This window comes from Microbacterium sp. P5_B6, from assembly GCF_056400345.1.
Genome location: NZ_JBFULL010000008.1, coordinates 65,420 through 80,476 on the forward strand (window position 1 = coordinate 65,420; position 15,057 = coordinate 80,476).

At 69.5% G+C, this 15,057-nt stretch carries 13 protein-coding genes; 6 read left to right on the top strand and 7 right to left on the bottom strand.

Going from position 1 to position 15,057, the window contains the following annotated elements:
- Positions 1-76: 76 nt before the first annotated feature.
- Positions 77-430 (top strand): Fe-S protein, encoded by a 354-nt coding sequence (locus AC1DP3_RS12660; RefSeq protein WP_477293779.1) that lies wholly within the window; start codon positions 77-79, stop codon positions 428-430.
- Between the two features lie 198 nt (positions 431-628).
- Positions 629-1,753 carry an LLM class flavin-dependent oxidoreductase gene (locus AC1DP3_RS12665; RefSeq protein WP_477293781.1) on the top strand — a complete coding sequence of 375 codons (1,125 nt, stop codon included), beginning with the start codon at positions 629-631 and terminating at the stop codon, positions 1,751-1,753.
- Between the two features lie 19 nt (positions 1,754-1,772).
- On the opposite strand, the gene AC1DP3_RS12670 is transcribed toward AC1DP3_RS12665, so the two are convergent.
- Genes AC1DP3_RS12670 through AC1DP3_RS12680 form a run of 3 tightly spaced genes read right to left on the bottom strand, consistent with a single transcriptional unit; the run spans position 1,773 to position 4,470 of the window.
- Positions 1,773-2,597: an ABC transporter permease gene (locus AC1DP3_RS12670; RefSeq protein ID WP_477293783.1), complete on the bottom strand. Its 825-nt coding sequence runs from the start codon at positions 2,595-2,597 to the stop codon at positions 1,773-1,775.
- Positions 2,594-3,493, bottom strand: coding sequence for an ABC transporter permease (locus AC1DP3_RS12675; protein WP_477293972.1), 900 nt, complete (start codon positions 3,491-3,493; stop codon positions 2,594-2,596). The genes AC1DP3_RS12670 and AC1DP3_RS12675 overlap by 4 nt, the downstream gene beginning before the upstream one ends.
- Before the next feature lie 35 nt (positions 3,494-3,528).
- The gene (locus AC1DP3_RS12680) at positions 3,529-4,470 is read right to left on the bottom strand and encodes an ABC transporter ATP-binding protein (RefSeq protein ID WP_477293785.1); all 942 of its coding nucleotides are present in this window, start codon (positions 4,468-4,470) and stop codon (positions 3,529-3,531) included.
- Between the two features lie 253 nt (positions 4,471-4,723).
- Here AC1DP3_RS12680 and AC1DP3_RS12685 point away from each other — a divergent pair, with 253 nt between their 5' ends.
- Both AC1DP3_RS12685 and AC1DP3_RS12690 read left to right on the top strand, forming a co-directional pair.
- A complete protein-coding gene (locus AC1DP3_RS12685) occupies positions 4,724-4,936 on the top strand; it encodes an AsnC family protein (protein WP_477293787.1) in 213 nt (70 codons plus the stop codon).
- Positions 4,937-4,979: 43 nt separating this feature from the next.
- Complete coding sequence (locus AC1DP3_RS12690; protein WP_477293789.1) at positions 4,980-6,998, top strand: ABC transporter ATP-binding protein; 2,019 nt, start codon at positions 4,980-4,982, stop codon at positions 6,996-6,998.
- Positions 6,999-7,125: 127 nt separating this feature from the next.
- On the opposite strand, the gene AC1DP3_RS12695 is transcribed toward AC1DP3_RS12690, so the two are convergent.
- Together AC1DP3_RS12695 and AC1DP3_RS12700 are read right to left on the bottom strand one after the other, a co-directional pair.
- Positions 7,126-8,862 (bottom strand): Dyp-type peroxidase, encoded by a 1,737-nt coding sequence (locus AC1DP3_RS12695; protein ID WP_477293791.1) that lies wholly within the window; start codon positions 8,860-8,862, stop codon positions 7,126-7,128.
- Complete coding sequence (locus AC1DP3_RS12700; RefSeq protein WP_477293793.1) at positions 8,859-9,797, bottom strand: hypothetical protein; 939 nt, start codon at positions 9,795-9,797, stop codon at positions 8,859-8,861. The genes AC1DP3_RS12695 and AC1DP3_RS12700 overlap by 4 nt, the downstream gene beginning before the upstream one ends.
- Before the next feature lie 106 nt (positions 9,798-9,903).
- Between AC1DP3_RS12700 and AC1DP3_RS12705 the strand changes: the two genes are divergently transcribed.
- The gene (locus AC1DP3_RS12705; RefSeq protein WP_477293795.1) at positions 9,904-10,167 is read left to right on the top strand and encodes a DUF3072 domain-containing protein; all 264 of its coding nucleotides are present in this window, start codon (positions 9,904-9,906) and stop codon (positions 10,165-10,167) included.
- A gap of 70 nt (positions 10,168-10,237) precedes the next feature.
- On the opposite strand, the gene AC1DP3_RS12710 is transcribed toward AC1DP3_RS12705, so the two are convergent.
- Positions 10,238-12,130, bottom strand: a complete 1,893-nt coding sequence (locus tag AC1DP3_RS12710; RefSeq protein WP_477293797.1) for a phosphoenolpyruvate carboxykinase (GTP) — start codon at positions 12,128-12,130, stop codon at positions 10,238-10,240.
- A 120-nt stretch (positions 12,131-12,250) separates the two neighbouring features.
- Here AC1DP3_RS12710 and AC1DP3_RS12715 point away from each other — a divergent pair, with 120 nt between their 5' ends.
- A complete protein-coding gene (locus AC1DP3_RS12715; protein WP_477293799.1) occupies positions 12,251-13,687 on the top strand; it encodes a helix-turn-helix domain-containing protein in 1,437 nt (478 codons plus the stop codon).
- Between the two features lie 104 nt (positions 13,688-13,791).
- Here AC1DP3_RS12715 and AC1DP3_RS12720 read toward each other — a convergent pair whose 3' ends face one another.
- Positions 13,792-14,976 (bottom strand): winged helix DNA-binding domain-containing protein, encoded by a 1,185-nt coding sequence (locus AC1DP3_RS12720; RefSeq protein WP_477293801.1) that lies wholly within the window; start codon positions 14,974-14,976, stop codon positions 13,792-13,794.
- Positions 14,977-15,057: the final 81 nt, after the last annotated feature.

The window sequence follows — 15,057 nt, forward strand, 5'->3', positions numbered from 1 at the left end:
AGTGGGGCCCGGGTTGGGAGGCGGCTCCCGCGTGCTGACGTTCAACCTTCAGTAGTACATAAGGTACCGTGATGGCATGGAAACCCTGCGTCACCTCGTCGTCCTGATCCACCTCGTCGGCTTCGCCCTGCTCTTCGGCGCGTGGGCCGTCGAAGCGGTGAACGGCCACCGCGGAATCACTCGTCTCATGAACTGGGGCCTCGCCGTCGCGGGTCTCGCCGGGCTCATCCTCGCGGCTCCCTGGGGCATCGAGTACGACCTCAACTACGCCAAGATCGGCATCAAGCTGGTCATCCTCGTCATCATCGGGGCGCTGCTCGGAATCGGCGCGGCGCGTCAGCGCAAGAACGGCTCGGTGCCGCCGGCCATCTTCTGGTCGATCGGCGTCCTCACGCTGGGCAACGCGGCGATCGCGGTGCTCTGGCGCTGAGCCGCAGCATCCGCCTTCTCACAGGAGAAACCGGCACCCGGCGTCCGACGCCGGTGCCGGTTCTTTCGCGTGTGGGCCCCGGACGCTGTGGGGATCGAGCGGGCGTGCCGTGTCACACGCGGAAACGGGAGCAAGCGCACGGCGGCAGCGCCGTAGCATGAGGCGGCGCCCGGCCCTCGGGTGCGACGAGGAGGAGCCGTGGCCGAGATCCAGGATGCGTCGCAGAAGGTGATCCTCGACTGGTTCCTCCCGCTCACGGGCGACTCGAGGACGAACCTGGCGCTGGGCAGCGCGACCGACAACGATCCGGCGCGTCTGCAGGCGGCATCGCGAAAGCCGACGCTCGGGTACCTCACGCAGATCGCGCAGGCGGCGGAGCAGCTCGACTACGAGGCTGTCCTCATTCCGACCGGGGGCGGAAACGAAGAAAGCTGGACGATGGCGACCGCCCTCACCCAGCACACCCGGCGCCTCGAGTACCTCGTCGCCGTGCGGCCGGGACTCGTCTCCCCCACCCTGCAGGCCCAAGTGACGGCGACTTTCCAGAGCGTGAGCGAAGGCCGCCTCCGGATCAACGTGGTCGCCGGCGGTGAGGACGCCGAGCAGCGCCGCTTCGGCGACACCATCGGCCACGACGGGCGATACCAGCGCGCCGCAGAGTACGTCAGCATCCTGCGCCGCCTGTGGACCGGCGAGCGGGTCACGCATCGCGGCACCTTCTTCGACATCGAGGACGCATACATCCCGGAGATCTCGCGCGTGCCCGAGATCTACCTGGGGGGATCATCGGATGCCGCCATCGACGTCGCAGCCGAGCACGCCGACGTGTATCTGACGTGGGGCGAGCCGCCTGTCCAGGCCGGCGAGAAGATCGACCGCGTGGCCGAGCGGGCGGCGGGATACGGACGCGCGCTGCGCTACGGCATCCGGCTGCACGTGATCGCCCGACCGACCTCGGAAGAGGCGTGGCAGATCGCCGACTCGCTGATCGCAGGCCTGGATCCCGCGCTCGTGGCGGACCGCCGCGCCGCGTTCGGCGCGTCGGGATCGACGGGCCAGCGGAGGCAGTTCGCCCTGACCAACGGCGGCACCACTCGCGCCGACCTCGAGATCCATCCCGGGCTCTGGGCCGGGGCGTCGCTCGTCCGCGGCGGTGCCGGCACTGCCCTGGTCGGGAGCTATGCGGAGGTCGCCGGCCTGATCGAGGAGTATCGCGCGGTCGGCTTCAGGGAATTCGTGCTCTCGGGCTACCCGCACCTCGAGGAGGCGTACTGGTTCGCCGAGGGCGTGCGGCCGGAACTTGCGAGGCGCGGGCTGCTCTGAGCCCGTGCAGGCTGCCACGTCAGTCGAGGAAGAGCGCCCGCAGCCGCTTGGTCGTGAACACCAGGCCCACGGCGATCATCACCAGGTAGTACAGGACGTGCCACAGCATGTCGGGCGAGAGAACCCCGGTCGTGAGGCCGCGGACGAGCTCGACGCCGTGCCACAGCGGGAATGCCATCACCACCTTCTGAATCCACTCCGGGTAGACCGTGATGGGGTACAGGGTCGCGGAGAACAGGAACATCGGCAGCAGGACGAAGTTGATCCAGTCCATCTGCTGGAAGGTCTTCATGTAGCTCGTCACGGCCATGCCGAGGGCCGCGAAGCCGAACGCGATGAGCAGGACGGCGGGGATCGCGAGGATCGCGGTGGGCGCCAGGTTGAGGCCGAGCAGCTGCATGACGATCATGAAGCCCGTGGCATAGAGCAGACCGCGCAGCAGCGCGTAGAGGATCTCGCCGAGCGCGACATCCAGCGGTCCGAGCGAGGTCGCCAGCATGCCCTCGTAGAGTTTGCCGTAGTTGAGCTTGAAGAAGACGTTCCAGGTGGAGTCGTACATGGCGCCGTTCATCGCCGAGACGGCGAGCAGCGCCGGCGCGATGAACGCGGCATACGACACCTCGACGCCGCCGGACGTCTCGACGTCGCCGATCAGCGAGCCGAGGCCCAAGCCCATCGACGCCAGGTAGAAGACCGGCTCGAAGAAGCCCGAGAGCACGACGACCCAGCTCGACGATCGGGCGGCGACCAGACCCCGCTGCACCACCGCGCCGGGGTTGCCGGCCCACAGCGCCCGTACGCCGCCGCGCCGGGGCGAGGCAACCGTCGTCGTCACCGCGGTCATTTCGCGAGCCTCTTGGTGAACACCCGACGGCCCATGATGAAGCCGGCGATCGCGAGGACGAGCAGGTAGGCGAGATGCACCCAGGCGATGGGCTCATCGGCCCAGCTGCCGTAGGTGACGATCCGCCCGAGCTCGGATGCATGCCAGAGCGGCGAGATCCAGCCGATCCACTGCAGCCAGAGCGGAAGGTTGGCGAGCGGGTAGAAGGTGCCCGAGAACAGGAACATCGGCATGAAGATGAAGCGCTGCACGAGCGCGAACTGACCCCGGTCGTCCTCGAGTGACGCGGCATATGCCATGAGCGGAATCCCGAAGGAGAGCCCGGCGAGCACGCCGATCGGAATCATGAGCCATGCCGTCTCGGGGGACGTCGCGTCAGGCTGGAGCCAGGCGAAGAAGAACCAGATGAACAGGTAGTAGAGGCCGACCGTCAGCAGCATGCGCGCCGCCGCGCCGACCACCACACCGGCAGCGATCTGGTTCGACGAGAGCGCCGACGAGTTGAACCCGTAGAAGTAGCGCCGCCACTTGAAGCCGGCCATCACCGGATAGGTGAACTCCTCGGACGCCACCGAGATCGCGGCCGTCATGAGCAGAGCCGGCGCGACGAAGACGAGGTACGGCACCTCCATGCCGCGATCGTCGACGGGCGCCTCGATGAGCGCCGCGAGACCGACCGCGAGACCGAGCAGATACAGGACCGGCTGGCCCACGGCGCCGACGATGATCGTCCAGCCGTAGGCGCGCATCGCGCGCACCATGTGCTCGGTGACATACCAGGTGCCGAGAGCGCGAGGCTTGCGGCCCCATTCCATCGCCTCGGCACGCAGTTCGTCGAGCGACGGGTGGACCACGGTGGCGGATGCCGCTCCCCCCGTCGACGCCGGGACCGGCATCCCGGATCCGTCGTCGGGCTGGTCGTGCGCGTCGCTCATTCGATCAGCGACCTTCCGGTGAGCCGGAGGAAGACGTCTTCGAGGCTCGAGCGCCGCACCAGGGAGGTGAGCGGCTCGTGGCCCGAGTGGGTGATGTGCTCGAGCACCTTCTCGCCGTCGTCGGTGTAGATGAGGATGCGGTCGGGCAGCACTTCGATGCGGTCGCCGATGCCGGTCAGCTCGGCGGCGACCCCCTCGTTGCGGTCGGAGCCGAAGCGGACCTCGAGCACTTCGCGACTCGAATGCTCGCGAATGAGGGAGGCAGGGGTGCCTTCGGCCATGATCCGGCCCTTGTCGACCACGATCAGCCGATCGCAGAGCTGCTCGGCCTCGTCCATGTAGTGCGTCGTGAGCACCAGGGTGGTCCCGCGCTCCTTCAACCGGAACAGGCGGTCCCACAGCACGTGCCGGGCCTGCGGGTCGAGCCCGGTCGTCGGCTCGTCGAGCAGGAGGATGCGGGGGTCGTTGATGAGGCCGCGGGCGATCGTCAGCCGTCGCTTCATGCCGCCCGAGAGCTGGTCGACCCTGCTCTTGGCCTTGTCTTCGAGGGCGGCGAAGGCGAGCAGCTCGTCGGCCTTCTCGTGGCAGACCTTCGGGGGCAGGCCGAAGTACCGGCCGTAGATGTAGAGGTTCTCGCGCGCGTTCAGCTCGCCGTCGAGGTTGTCCTGCTGAGGGACGACCCCGAGGCGCGAGCGGATCTCGGGCCCGTACTGGTCGGGGTCGAGGCCGAGGATCGTGAGGTCGCCCTGAGTGCGCGTCGAGACGGCGCCGATCATCTTCATGGTGGTCGATTTGCCGGCACCGTTGGGGCCGAGCAGGCCGAAGGACTCGCCCGGCGCGACCTCGAACGAGAGCCCGTCGACCGCCAGGAAGTCGGGCTTGCCCTTGACCTTGTAGGCCTTCACGAGGTTCTTCGCATCGATCACGGGGGCAGGCACTGGACAACCCTAGCGCCGGGGTGCGACGTCGCCTCGGGAGTCCGGAGGGGACTCCGGAGGTCTCGTGCCCTTCCGGAGGAYGGATGCCGGCCACCGATCCTCGCAAAGGGCTTGCGCCCTTCGGGAGGCATTGTGCCCTTCCGGAGGACGGATGCTGTCCGCGGATCCTCCCGAACGGCACAAGTCCTCCCGAATTCACGCGGCCGTCAACCTGAGTTGACAGCATTCGGAGTGTCAACTAAGGTTGACAACCGTGAGCGACAACATCCGCACCGCAATCGCGTCAGCCCAGGGCGGCGAGCCGCTGGCCGAGCTGCGACGGCTGCGGGCCCTCCACGCCGAGCTCGCTCGTGCGGAAGCCGAGCAGGTGCGGCGGGCGCGGGCGCAGGCGTATTCGTGGGTCGCGATCGCCGACGCCCTCGGAGTGAGCAGGCAAGCCGTTCACAAGAAGTACGGTCGAAGGTAGGGCGATCGCCCTCCTCTCCCAGCAACAACGACGGAGAATCCGCATGTCCACGACCACCCGCCCCGCGCGTTCACGACGAGGCAGCCGTTCAGCCGAAGACGGCCCCCGCGCGAGCCTGAAGCAGCTCGTGCCGTTCCTGCTCGAGCACAAGCGGGTGCTCATCGTCGTCGCGATCCTGAGCGTGATCGGCGCCGCCGCGACGCTCCTGCAGCCTCTGCTGGTCGGAGTCCTGATCGGACGCGTCCAGGCCGGCGAGCCGCTCGGCATGCTCGTCTGGGGAATCGTGGTGCTGGTGATCGCCGCGTCGATCACGTCGGGCTTCCAGCACTTCCTCCTGCAGCGCACCGGCACCGCCGTCGTGTACTCGTCGCGACGCAGGCTGATCGGCCGGATCCTGCACCTGCCCATCCGCGAGTTCGACGCGCGCCGAACCGGCGACCTCGTCTCTCGCGTCGGCACCGACACGACGCTCCTGTACGCCGTCCTCACGCAGGGCCTCGCCGATGCGATCGGCAACTCGATCGTCTTCGTGGGCGCGCTGATCGCGATGGCGGTCATCGACCCGGTGCTGCTCGGACTCATCGTGCTGGTGATCGGCGTGTCGATCGCCGTCGTGACGCTGCTGAGCGGCCGCATCCGCACCGCCACCCGCGACCAGCAGGAGCGCGTCGGCGAGCTCGCCTCGGGAGTGGAGCGGGCGGTCGGATCGATTCGCACCGTGCGCGCGGCCGGGGCGAGCGACCGCGAAGAGGCAGCCATCGCGAGCCTCGCCGAAGACGCCTACGACCAGGGTGTGCGGATCGCGAAGGTGTCGGCCCTCGTCGTGCCGATCGCGGGGATCGCACTCCAGGTGTCGCTGCTCGTGGTCCTGGGAGTCGGTGGCCTGCGGGTCGCCGCCGGTGCCATCACCGTCGCAGCGCTCGTGACCTTCGTCATGTTCCTGTTCCTGCTCATCGCGCCGCTCGGCTCGTTCTTCGGCGCGATCACCTCGGTCAACCAGGCGCTCGGCGCGTTGGGGCGCATTCAAGAGGTCCTCGACCTGCCCACCGAGACGCAGGACGATGCCGCGATCGCGGTCTCGGTTCGGGAGCGCGCTCAGGGGGTGGCGGATACCGAGGCGAGGATGGATGCCGAAACGAGGACGGATGCTGCCACCTCCCTCCTCGCTCGGGAAGAGATCCTCGCTGCGGGCGCCACGCGCCACCCGCAGCCGGCGATCGAGTTCCGGGGGGTCCATTTCCGCTACCCCGAAGCCGTCGTGGCCGCTCGCCGCAAGGCGGAGTCCGAGGCGATCGCCGTGCTCGAGAACGCGCATGTCGACCGGGTGGTGGCCGAGGACTTCGCAAGGGAGGACCCTGCCACCCCGACGCCGCGGCTCGACGGTGAAGTGCTGCGAGGGGTCTCGTTCTCGGTCCCCCGGGGCGCGCGCGTCGCACTCGTGGGCCCGTCCGGGGCCGGCAAGAGCACGACGCTCGCACTCATCGAGCGGTTCTACGACCCGACCGAAGGCGCGGTTCTGCTCGACGGTGCCGATGTCCGGACTCTGGACCGGATCGCCCTCCGGGCCCAGCTCGGCTACGTCGAGCAGGATGCCCCGACCCTCGCCGGCACCATCGCCGAGAACCTCCGCCTGGCGTCGCCGGCGGCATCCGACGACGAGTGCGAGCGCGTGCTGCGCGCGGTCAACCTCGGGGAAGTGCTCGAGCGCAGCCCACTGGGCATCGAGGCGCCCGTGGGCGAGAGCGGGGTGATGCTGTCCGGCGGCGAGCGTCAGCGCCTGGCGATCGCCCGCGCACTGCTCGCCGCTCCCCCGATCCTGCTGCTCGACGAATCGACCTCGTCGCTCGACGGTCTCAACGAGCAGCGCATGYGCGACGCCATCGACGCGGTCGCGACCGGCCGCACGCTGGTCGTCATCGCGCACCGCCTCTCGACCGTCGTCGACAGCGATCACATCGTCGTGATGGATCACGGTCAGGTCGTCGGCCAGGGGACGCACTCCGAGCTGGTCGAGACGACCCCCCTCTATCGCGACCTGGCGAGGCACCAGCTGCTGGTCTGACTCAACCGGCCTCGTGGCGAGCCGCTACGTCCCGGACGAGCCGATACATCGCGGGCGGTCCATGCCGTATCGGCCCGCGCACCATGTATCGGTTCGCCAAGCGGAACCGTGGCTGGCGGGCTGGCTGCTACGGCGTGCCGAGCACCTCGCGCACCGCCGAGATGCCGGGGGCGAAGAAGTAGCCTCCGCCGGTCGCCGTCACGAACGCGCGATCGATCTCGACGGTGCGAGCCTGGCCCGTCGGCGAGGACACGTCGATGTGCCGCCTGCGATCGCCGTGCACGTCGGACTGGCCGATGATCGGGTCGTGGCCGCCGGCCTGAGGCTGGAGCGCTGAGTTCGCCCAGCGCCGGATGACGAACTCGAACTGATCCTCGATCGAGGTCATGTAGGCGGCGAACAGCAGACCGCGCTCTGTCGCCACGAGCTCGGCCGAAGGGTCGGACACGCCGGCGAGCGGCGGCCCGAAAGGGATGCCGCGACGCAGCATCAGCCGCAGGAACGTGTCGGCCGGCGCCCCGAAGTCCGTGGCACTGTCGCGCGGGTTGACCTTGCGGATGTGCCCGGCGACGGGACAGGCCTGGCCGAACATGTCGCTGCGCGCCCGCGCGTGGAGGTCGCCGCCATAGCCCGCCTGAGTGAGTTCGGGGCTCGGCATCCATCCCCCGGTGTCGTCGTCGAACTGGAAGTGATTGTGGGCGAACTCGTCGCCGGCGAGCGCCAGGTCGTCGGCGTCGGGGGTCCTCGAGATCGGGGCGCCGCTGGGCCAGCGGCCGACCATCATGGCCGCGAAGTGCACGGGATCGGTCCCGTGCGCCTGGGCAGCCTGCGCGGCGAAGTCCCAGAACGCCGGCACATCCTGCGTCAGACGCCGGAAGACGAGGTACGACCCGTTGCGGGCCCAGTCCGGGAAGGCGCCGGCTCCGGCGTCGGGAACGAGCGGGTCGGCGGGACTCTGTCGCGGCCAGCCCACGACGAACTGCCCCGGCCAGACGAGAGGCTGCCCGGGCTTCCCGAAGATCCTCGAGTGCGGGTTGCGCGGATCGATGTAGCGGGGGCTCACGTACTCGCCGTCCGCGGTCATGCCTCGCACCCCGGGCTGCGAGATACCGTCCTTGAACCCGAAATGCTCGTGTCCGGAGAGGTTCCCGGGGAGGTTCTCGCCCAGCTGGTCGAAGGCGAGTGCGACTCCCCGCCGCGAGGCTTCGCCGACGATCTCGGATGCCGCTGCCTCGAGCTCATCGAGCCTGTCCGACGCGACGATCACGAGGAAGTCGGCATCCGTCGCCGTCCCGCCCACGCGCCAGCCGTCGCGATGGCCAGGAGTCCGGGGATCGGCGGGGTCGCCGAGGTAGGTCGACCGCGCGGCCATCCCCTGCCGGAATGCCTGATCGCCCATCTCCTGCAGTGCCTCGCCTCCGAGGAGCTTCTCCACACCGGACCGCGACAGCGCGAAGGCCGTCCAGGTCGCCGTGTTGGTCGGCTTCGCGTCACCCGACTCGAGGCGCTCGCGCCGGAACTCCCTGCGGAAGTCGAGGACCTCGGCCATGCTCGCGAGCCGAGGAGCGAGCCAGCGGAGCCACTCGCGCGCCCGCGGCGCATCGCTCGCCGTGAAGAAGAGGAAGCGCTGATGGTCTTTGTTGAACCCCGGGATGACGTTCCCCTGGATGTCGCCGGTCGCCGCGGCGTCGAAGAGCGGCTCTGCCGAGGCATCCACCCCGTTCTCCGCCGAAGGCTCGCCTTCGCCGAGCAGCCCGGATGATGCGTGCTCGACAGGCGCCGGCTGCGGCAGCGTGATGCCTGAGAGCCGCTCCACCCCCACTCCGCCGAGGTTCGCGAGCGCCGCGGAGGCCCGATCGTTCACGCCGCTGCTCCTGTGATGACGTGCGCCGACATCGTGATGTGCTCCGCGATCTGGCTGCCGAACTCGATGGGCCGTCCCCCGATCGAGATGTCGCCGACGAGGAATCCCTCGCTCTCAGGCACCCGGTACTCGACCCGGAGCGCCGCGCCGCGCCACCCTCGGACGATCCTCCAGTAGTGGCCGACCGGAAGACCGGCCGGCGTGGTCCACCCCGAGTCGTCCCAGCCGATCATGTAGAGCCCCGGCGGATCATCGGCGGCGATGCTGAGCCCCTGCCGCGACAGCGCCCAGAGGTCGAAGTTGATCCGCGCATCCGCTCCCGTGGCCCGCGAGTACGGGAGGGCGTCGTAGCCGTCGTCGGCGTGCTGTGAGGGCTCGACCTCCTGCGAGACCCCGAGGAGGTCGCGCAGCGAGTTGATCGGCATGACGAAGTGGACAGCCCCGCCCGTGGTGTTCCAGCTGTTCGCCGGGTCGTATTCGCCGTCGTCCCCGAAGAGGTCCTCGCGCTTCACGTCGGGCGAGACGAGACGGCGGTACAGGTCGAGCACGGCGTCGGGGTGCAGCGCCGCAAGCAGCCGCCAGTACTCCGGCGTCTCGGTCGTGAAGACGACAGCCGAGATCTTCCCGTCGATCCGCTCGACGTGCCACTCGAGGTACTCGATCTGCACCGCGCGGTCCTCCGCGGCCACATAGGCCGCCCGCCGGTCATCCCGGTGCTCCATCAGGAGCGGACGCGAGAGCCCCGTCCACGTGATCGCCCTCGGCCGGTCGCGAGACACCTGTCGCCGGGCCGGGTTCACGTACTGCCCACGTCCTGCGATGGCGGTGGTGTCGGCGACGAGTCCGCTGACCAGTTCGTGCCACTGATCCAGGAACCGGGAGTCGCCGCCCGTATCGTCGATGCCTGCCGGGGGCGAGAACCGTACGAGTCCCATGGTCGGACGCTAGCAGTGGCGGAGACCGTCGCGCGATGCAGGCGACAGCTGCTTCTCTCTGTCAACCCCGGCCCGGTCCGCCCCTTCCCGGCCTACGGTCGGAGGCATGACCGAAAAGCAGAACAGCCAGGAGGACCCCGGACAGGACCCGGCGGTGGGCGACGTGCTCGGTGCGACCGAGCCGACGGGCAATCCCGCCGCGAAGGATCCGTCCGAGTGGGTCACGGGCGACGAGCCGATCACGGCCGCGCAGCGCAGCTACCTCGACACGCTCGCCCGCGAGGCCGGCGAGACGGTCCCCGCCGACATCACCAAGGCCGAGGCATCCGAGCACATCGAACGGCTGCAGCAGAAGACCGGCCGAGGCTGATCCGGCGCACGGAGAAGCGGACGCCTCGACCCGCCGCTTCAGGGCGGGGCGAGGCATCCGCTCATCGTCGTCAGGACTGCTGCGCGGCCTTCAGCCGGTAGCGGAGAGCGGCGAGTTCGGCCTGCAGCGCCGCGGGGACGCGGCCGGCGAAGGTCGCGTAGAACTCCTCGGTGAGGTCGGCCTCGCGCTGCCACGAGACCGCATCGACGGCGAACAGCTCGTCGAGGTCGTTCTGCGAGACATCGAGTCCGTCGAGGTTCAGGTCCTCGGTGCGGGGAAGCCGGCCGATGGGGCTCGCGACCGCGGGCACCGCGCCCTCGATGCGGCGGATGATCCAGTCGACGACCCGCGAGTTGTCGCCGAAGCCGGGCCACAGGAACCGGCCGTCCGTGCCCTTGCGGAACCAGTTGACCTGGAAGATGCGGGGGGCGCGGTCGAAGCGCAGCTTCTGACCGACCTTCAGCCAGTGGCCGAAGTAGTCGGCCATGTTGTAGCCGCAGAAGGGCAGCATGGCGAAGGGGTCGCGGCGCAGTTCACCGACTGTGCCCTCCGCGGCCGCCGTGCGCTCGGAGGAGATGTTGGAGCCCATGAACACGCCGTGCGTCCAGTCGGTCGCCTCCACCACGAGCGGCACATTCGTGGCGCGGCGCCCGCCGAACAGGATCGCGTCGAGCGGCACCCCCTGGGGCGCATCCCAGTCGTCGGCGATCTGCGGGCACTGCCCCGCGCTCACCGTGAAGCGCGAGTTGGGGTGGGCGGCCGGACGGTCCATGTCGGGGGTCCAGCGATTGCCCTCCCAGTCGATGAGCTCGGCCGGCGCCTCGTCGGTGAGGCCCTCCCACCAGACGTCCCCGTCGGGGCGCAGCGCGACGTTGGTGAAGATCGTGTTGCCCCACAGCGTCTCGACGGCCGTCACGTTGGTCGACTCGCCCGTGCCGGGCGCCACGCCGAAGAACCCGGCCTCGGGGTTGATGGCCCAGAGGCGCCCGTCGTCGCCGGGGCGCAGCCACGCGATGTCGTCGCCCAGCGTCTCGACGCGCCATCCCGGGATGGTGGGGCGCAGCATCGCGAGGTTCGTCTTGCCGCACGCCGAGGGGAACGCCGCCGCGACGTGGTACGCCCGTCCGGCCGGGTCGATCACCCGGATGAGGAGCATGTGCTCGGCGAGCCACCCCTCGTCGCGGCCGATGACGGAGGCGATGCGCAGGGCGAAGCACTTCTTCGCGAGGATCGCATTTCCGCCGTAGCCCGAGCCGAACGACCACACTTCGAGCGTGTCGGGGAAGTGGACGATGTACTTCTCGTCGTTGCAGGGCCAGGCGACATCCTTCTCGCCGGGGGCGAGGGGCGCCCCCACGGAGTGCACCGTCTTCACCCAGTGCGCGCCCGCCGCGATCTCGCGCAGGACGTGCGCGCCGACGCGCGTCATGATCCCGATCGAGGTGACGGCATAGGCGCTGTCGGTGACCTGCACGCCGATGTGCGAGAGGGGCCCGCCCACCGGCCCCATCGAGAAGGGCACGACGTACATCGTGCGGCCGCGCATGCTGCCCTGGAACAAGGGCGTGATCGTGGCGCGGATCTCGGACGGCGGGGCCCAGTTGTTGGTCGGTCCGGCGTCTTCCTCGTTCTCGGAGGCGATGAAGGTGCGCCCCTCGGTGCGGGCGACGTCGCTGGGGTGCGAACGGGCGAGGTAGGAGCCCGGGCGCCACTCCGGGTTGAGCTTGATCAGCTTGCCCTCGTCGACCATCTGGCGCAGAAGTGCCTCGTTCTCGCCGCGCGAGCCGTCCACCCAGTGGACGGCGGCCGGCTCGGTCAGTGCGGCGATCTCGTCCACCCATGCCGCGAGCGCGGCCATGCCGGGACCGGCGATCTCGGGGCGCGCGCCGGTCTTCTGAGTCGCCGGACCGATGGGGGCAGTGGATTGCGGGGTGGGGCGAGTGAAGATTTCGGCAAGTGCCATTCGATGTTCCTCCTCGAACTGCGGTTTCGCGTGGGTTCTGATACCACTTTGCGACGATCCGGCCACGATTTCAGGCATCCGCCATCATAAGAACGCACGATCTTTCGCTATTCTCAAGTAATGACCCCGACGCCTCTCGAGCTCTCGACGCTCGGTCACCGCATCCGGCATCAGCGCGTCTCGCACGGCTTCACTCTCGATGAGCTCGGCGAGAAGGTCGGCGTCGCGGGCAGTCAGCTGAGCCTGATCGAGAACGGTAAGCGCGAGCCGAAACTGTCGCTCCTGCAGGCGATCGCGAACGTGACGGGAGTGGATGTCACCGAGCTGCTCTCAGCGGAACCGCCCAACCGACGCGCGGCCCTCGAGATCGAGCTGGAGCGCGCTCAGTCGAGCTCGGTCTTTCGACAGCTCGGCATCGCTCCGGTCAAGGTGACCAAAGGGATGGGCGACGAGACGCTCGAGTCGATCCTGGGCCTGCACCGCGAGCTTCAGCGACGGGAGCGCGAGGCGATCGCCACCCCAGAAGAGGCCCGCCGCGCGAACACCGATCTGCGCCTTCGCATGCGCGCACACAGCAACTATCTCCCCGACATCGAGAAGCTCGCCGAGAAGCAGCTCAAGGCCGCGGGGCACATCTCGGGGGCGCTCACGCATCGGACGGTGAGCATCATGGCCGACCAGCTCGGCTTCGAGCTCATCTACGTCAACGACCTGCCGCACTCGGCGCGCTCGGTGACCGACCTCGAGAACGGCCGCATCTACCTGCCGCCCGCCTCGATCCCCGGTGGACACGGTCTGCGGTCGATGGCGCTGCAGGCGATGGCGCACCGCCTGCTCGGCCACAAGGCGCCCACCGATTACGCCGACTTCCTGCAGCAGCGGCTCGAGATCAACTACTACGCCGCATGCTGCCTCATGCCCGAGGGCGCGTCAGCCGCGTTCCTGCAGCAGGCGAAGAAGGACCGCAACCTCGCCGTCGAAGACTTCCGCGACGCGTTCGGCGTGACCCACGAGGCGGCGGGCATGCGCATGACCAACCTCCTGACCGTGCACACCGGCATCCCGCTGCACTTCCTTCGTGTCGACGGGTCGGGCGCGATCTCTCGCGTGTACGAGAACGACGATCTGCCCGTCCCGATGGATGTCACCGGCTCGGTCGAGGGTCAGATCGTCTGCCGCAAGTTCCTCGCTCGATCGGCGTTCGAGGAGCAGAACCGCACCACCGAGCACTACCAGTACACCGACACCCCCAGCGGAACCTTCTGGTGCTCGACGCAGACGGGCACGACGTCGGCGGGCGAGTTCTCCATCACGGTCGGCGTGCCGTTCGACGACGCCCGGTGGTTCCGCGGGCGCGAGACGCAGAAGCGGGCCGTGTCACGCTGCCCGGACGAATCGTGCTGCCGGCGGCCAGCCACCGAGGTGGCGAACCGCTGGCAGGGCAAGGCCTGGCCGAGCGCACGCGTGCACATGCAGATGTTCTCGCCGCTCCCCCGCGGCGCGTTCCCTGGTGTCGATGACAACGAGGTCTACGCGTTCCTCGACCGGCACGCCTGAGCCGGGCTCCGGCCCGCATCGCGCGAGGCATGGTGCTTCGTCGAGGCATGGCGTCTCGCTGCTCTGCCTCGGCGGAATCCCCTGCCTCGGTGAGAGACGGCGGCTCAGGCCGTGATGAACCGCTTGTAGCGGTCGAGCGCTGCGCCGATCTCGGCATCCGTCGCCGCACCCAATGGGGCTCCACCCCAAACCCCCGGCTTGCTGACGCGCGCACCTGGCGAGAACAGCTCCGGGGTCGGGTCGTCCGTGTGACGGCCGACCGCGAGGGAGTGCGTCCACACGCCGACGACCTCGCCGTTGGCGACGAGGATGGGCCGCACGATCCCGTTCATGCTCGGGCCGATCGCCGCGAGGAACTCCGGCGCGCACGGCACGGTGCGATCGACGTACGAGAGGTAGTACTCCTCGAACGGCGGCAGGGCCAGGACGGCGGGCGCCGTGGCCGCGCGACGGGGCGCGGGGCCGGCGCTGATGTACTGCGGCTCGGGCTGGTCGTAGACGACCTGCAGGCGGTCGGATGCCGCGTCCGCCGCCGCGCGTGAGACACCCAGCGGCAGCCCGCTCCACCACGCGAAGTCGCGGGCTCCGGCAGGGCCGTGCGAGGCGATGTACCGGAAGAAGTACTCCGCGAGGGGGTCGGCGGGCATGACCTGATCAGGGGCCCACTCCTCCAGCAGCACGAAGTACTGCTCCCGGGTGGGGCCACTCGCACGCGGGACCACTCCGCCCTGGCACAGGATGCCGCGCACCGACAGCGCGAACAGCAGGTGGTAGCCGCGCTGACCCTGGGTCGAGACGCCCCCGCCCTCCCAGACGGCGAACATCTCCTTGCGGGCGAGGCCGTTGCCGCCGCGCAGTGCGCCGCGGGCAAGAGCCTCCGCACGCGCGAGCTCGCCGGCATCGATCCCCTCACGGCGATGGACGAGCGCCGCTTTGCGGAACTGCCGCTCCCCCGTGATGGACAGGACCCAGGCCAGTTCCCGCGCGGGGATGATGTGGATGGTTCCCCGCATGGTCCACGACCGGAGGATCTCGCCGCTGTCGAATGCAGCGTCCACGTCCCGCACGGTGACGACGCCTCGCGTGCGCGCGGCGATCGCGAATCGCCCGCCCCAGAACTCCTGAGCCTGCGTCGCGAGCATGTGCTCGGCCGCCTGGGCGACGGTGGCGGCCGGCGCGCTCAGCCGATGCGACCGCAGCCGTGCCGCACGGACGGACGCGACATCCGCCGCGCGCCCGGAGTCTCCCGCTGAGGCGCCGGCCGCGCCGGGAGGAGGCGTGGGAACCATGGGCCCATCCTGGCCCAGCCCCGCCGCTCGCGCCCGCGGGGAACTGGTGCCTTTCGGAGGAGATGTGGGAGATCGCAGGAC

Excerpts from the sequence above, each read along its gene's own strand:
- AC1DP3_RS12660 (WP_477293779.1), top strand. The coding sequence starts at position 77 with ATGGAAACCCTGCGTCACCTCGTCGTCCTGATCCACCTCGTCGGCTTC.
- AC1DP3_RS12670 (WP_477293783.1), bottom strand. The coding sequence starts at position 2,597 with ATGACCGCGGTGACGACGACGGTTGCCTCGCCCCGGCGCGGCGGCGTA.
- AC1DP3_RS12675 (WP_477293972.1), bottom strand. The coding sequence starts at position 3,493 with ATGCCGGTCCCGGCGTCGACGGGGGGAGCGGCATCCGCCACCGTGGTC.
- AC1DP3_RS12700 (WP_477293793.1), bottom strand. The coding sequence starts at position 9,797 with ATGGGACTCGTACGGTTCTCGCCCCCGGCAGGCATCGACGATACGGGC.
- AC1DP3_RS12705 (WP_477293795.1), top strand. The coding sequence starts at position 9,904 with ATGACCGAAAAGCAGAACAGCCAGGAGGACCCCGGACAGGACCCGGCG.
- AC1DP3_RS12710 (WP_477293797.1), bottom strand. The coding sequence starts at position 12,130 with ATGGCACTTGCCGAAATCTTCACTCGCCCCACCCCGCAATCCACTGCC.
- AC1DP3_RS12715 (WP_477293799.1), top strand. The coding sequence starts at position 12,251 with ATGACCCCGACGCCTCTCGAGCTCTCGACGCTCGGTCACCGCATCCGG.
- AC1DP3_RS12720 (WP_477293801.1), bottom strand. The coding sequence starts at position 14,976 with ATGGTTCCCACGCCTCCTCCCGGCGCGGCCGGCGCCTCAGCGGGAGAC.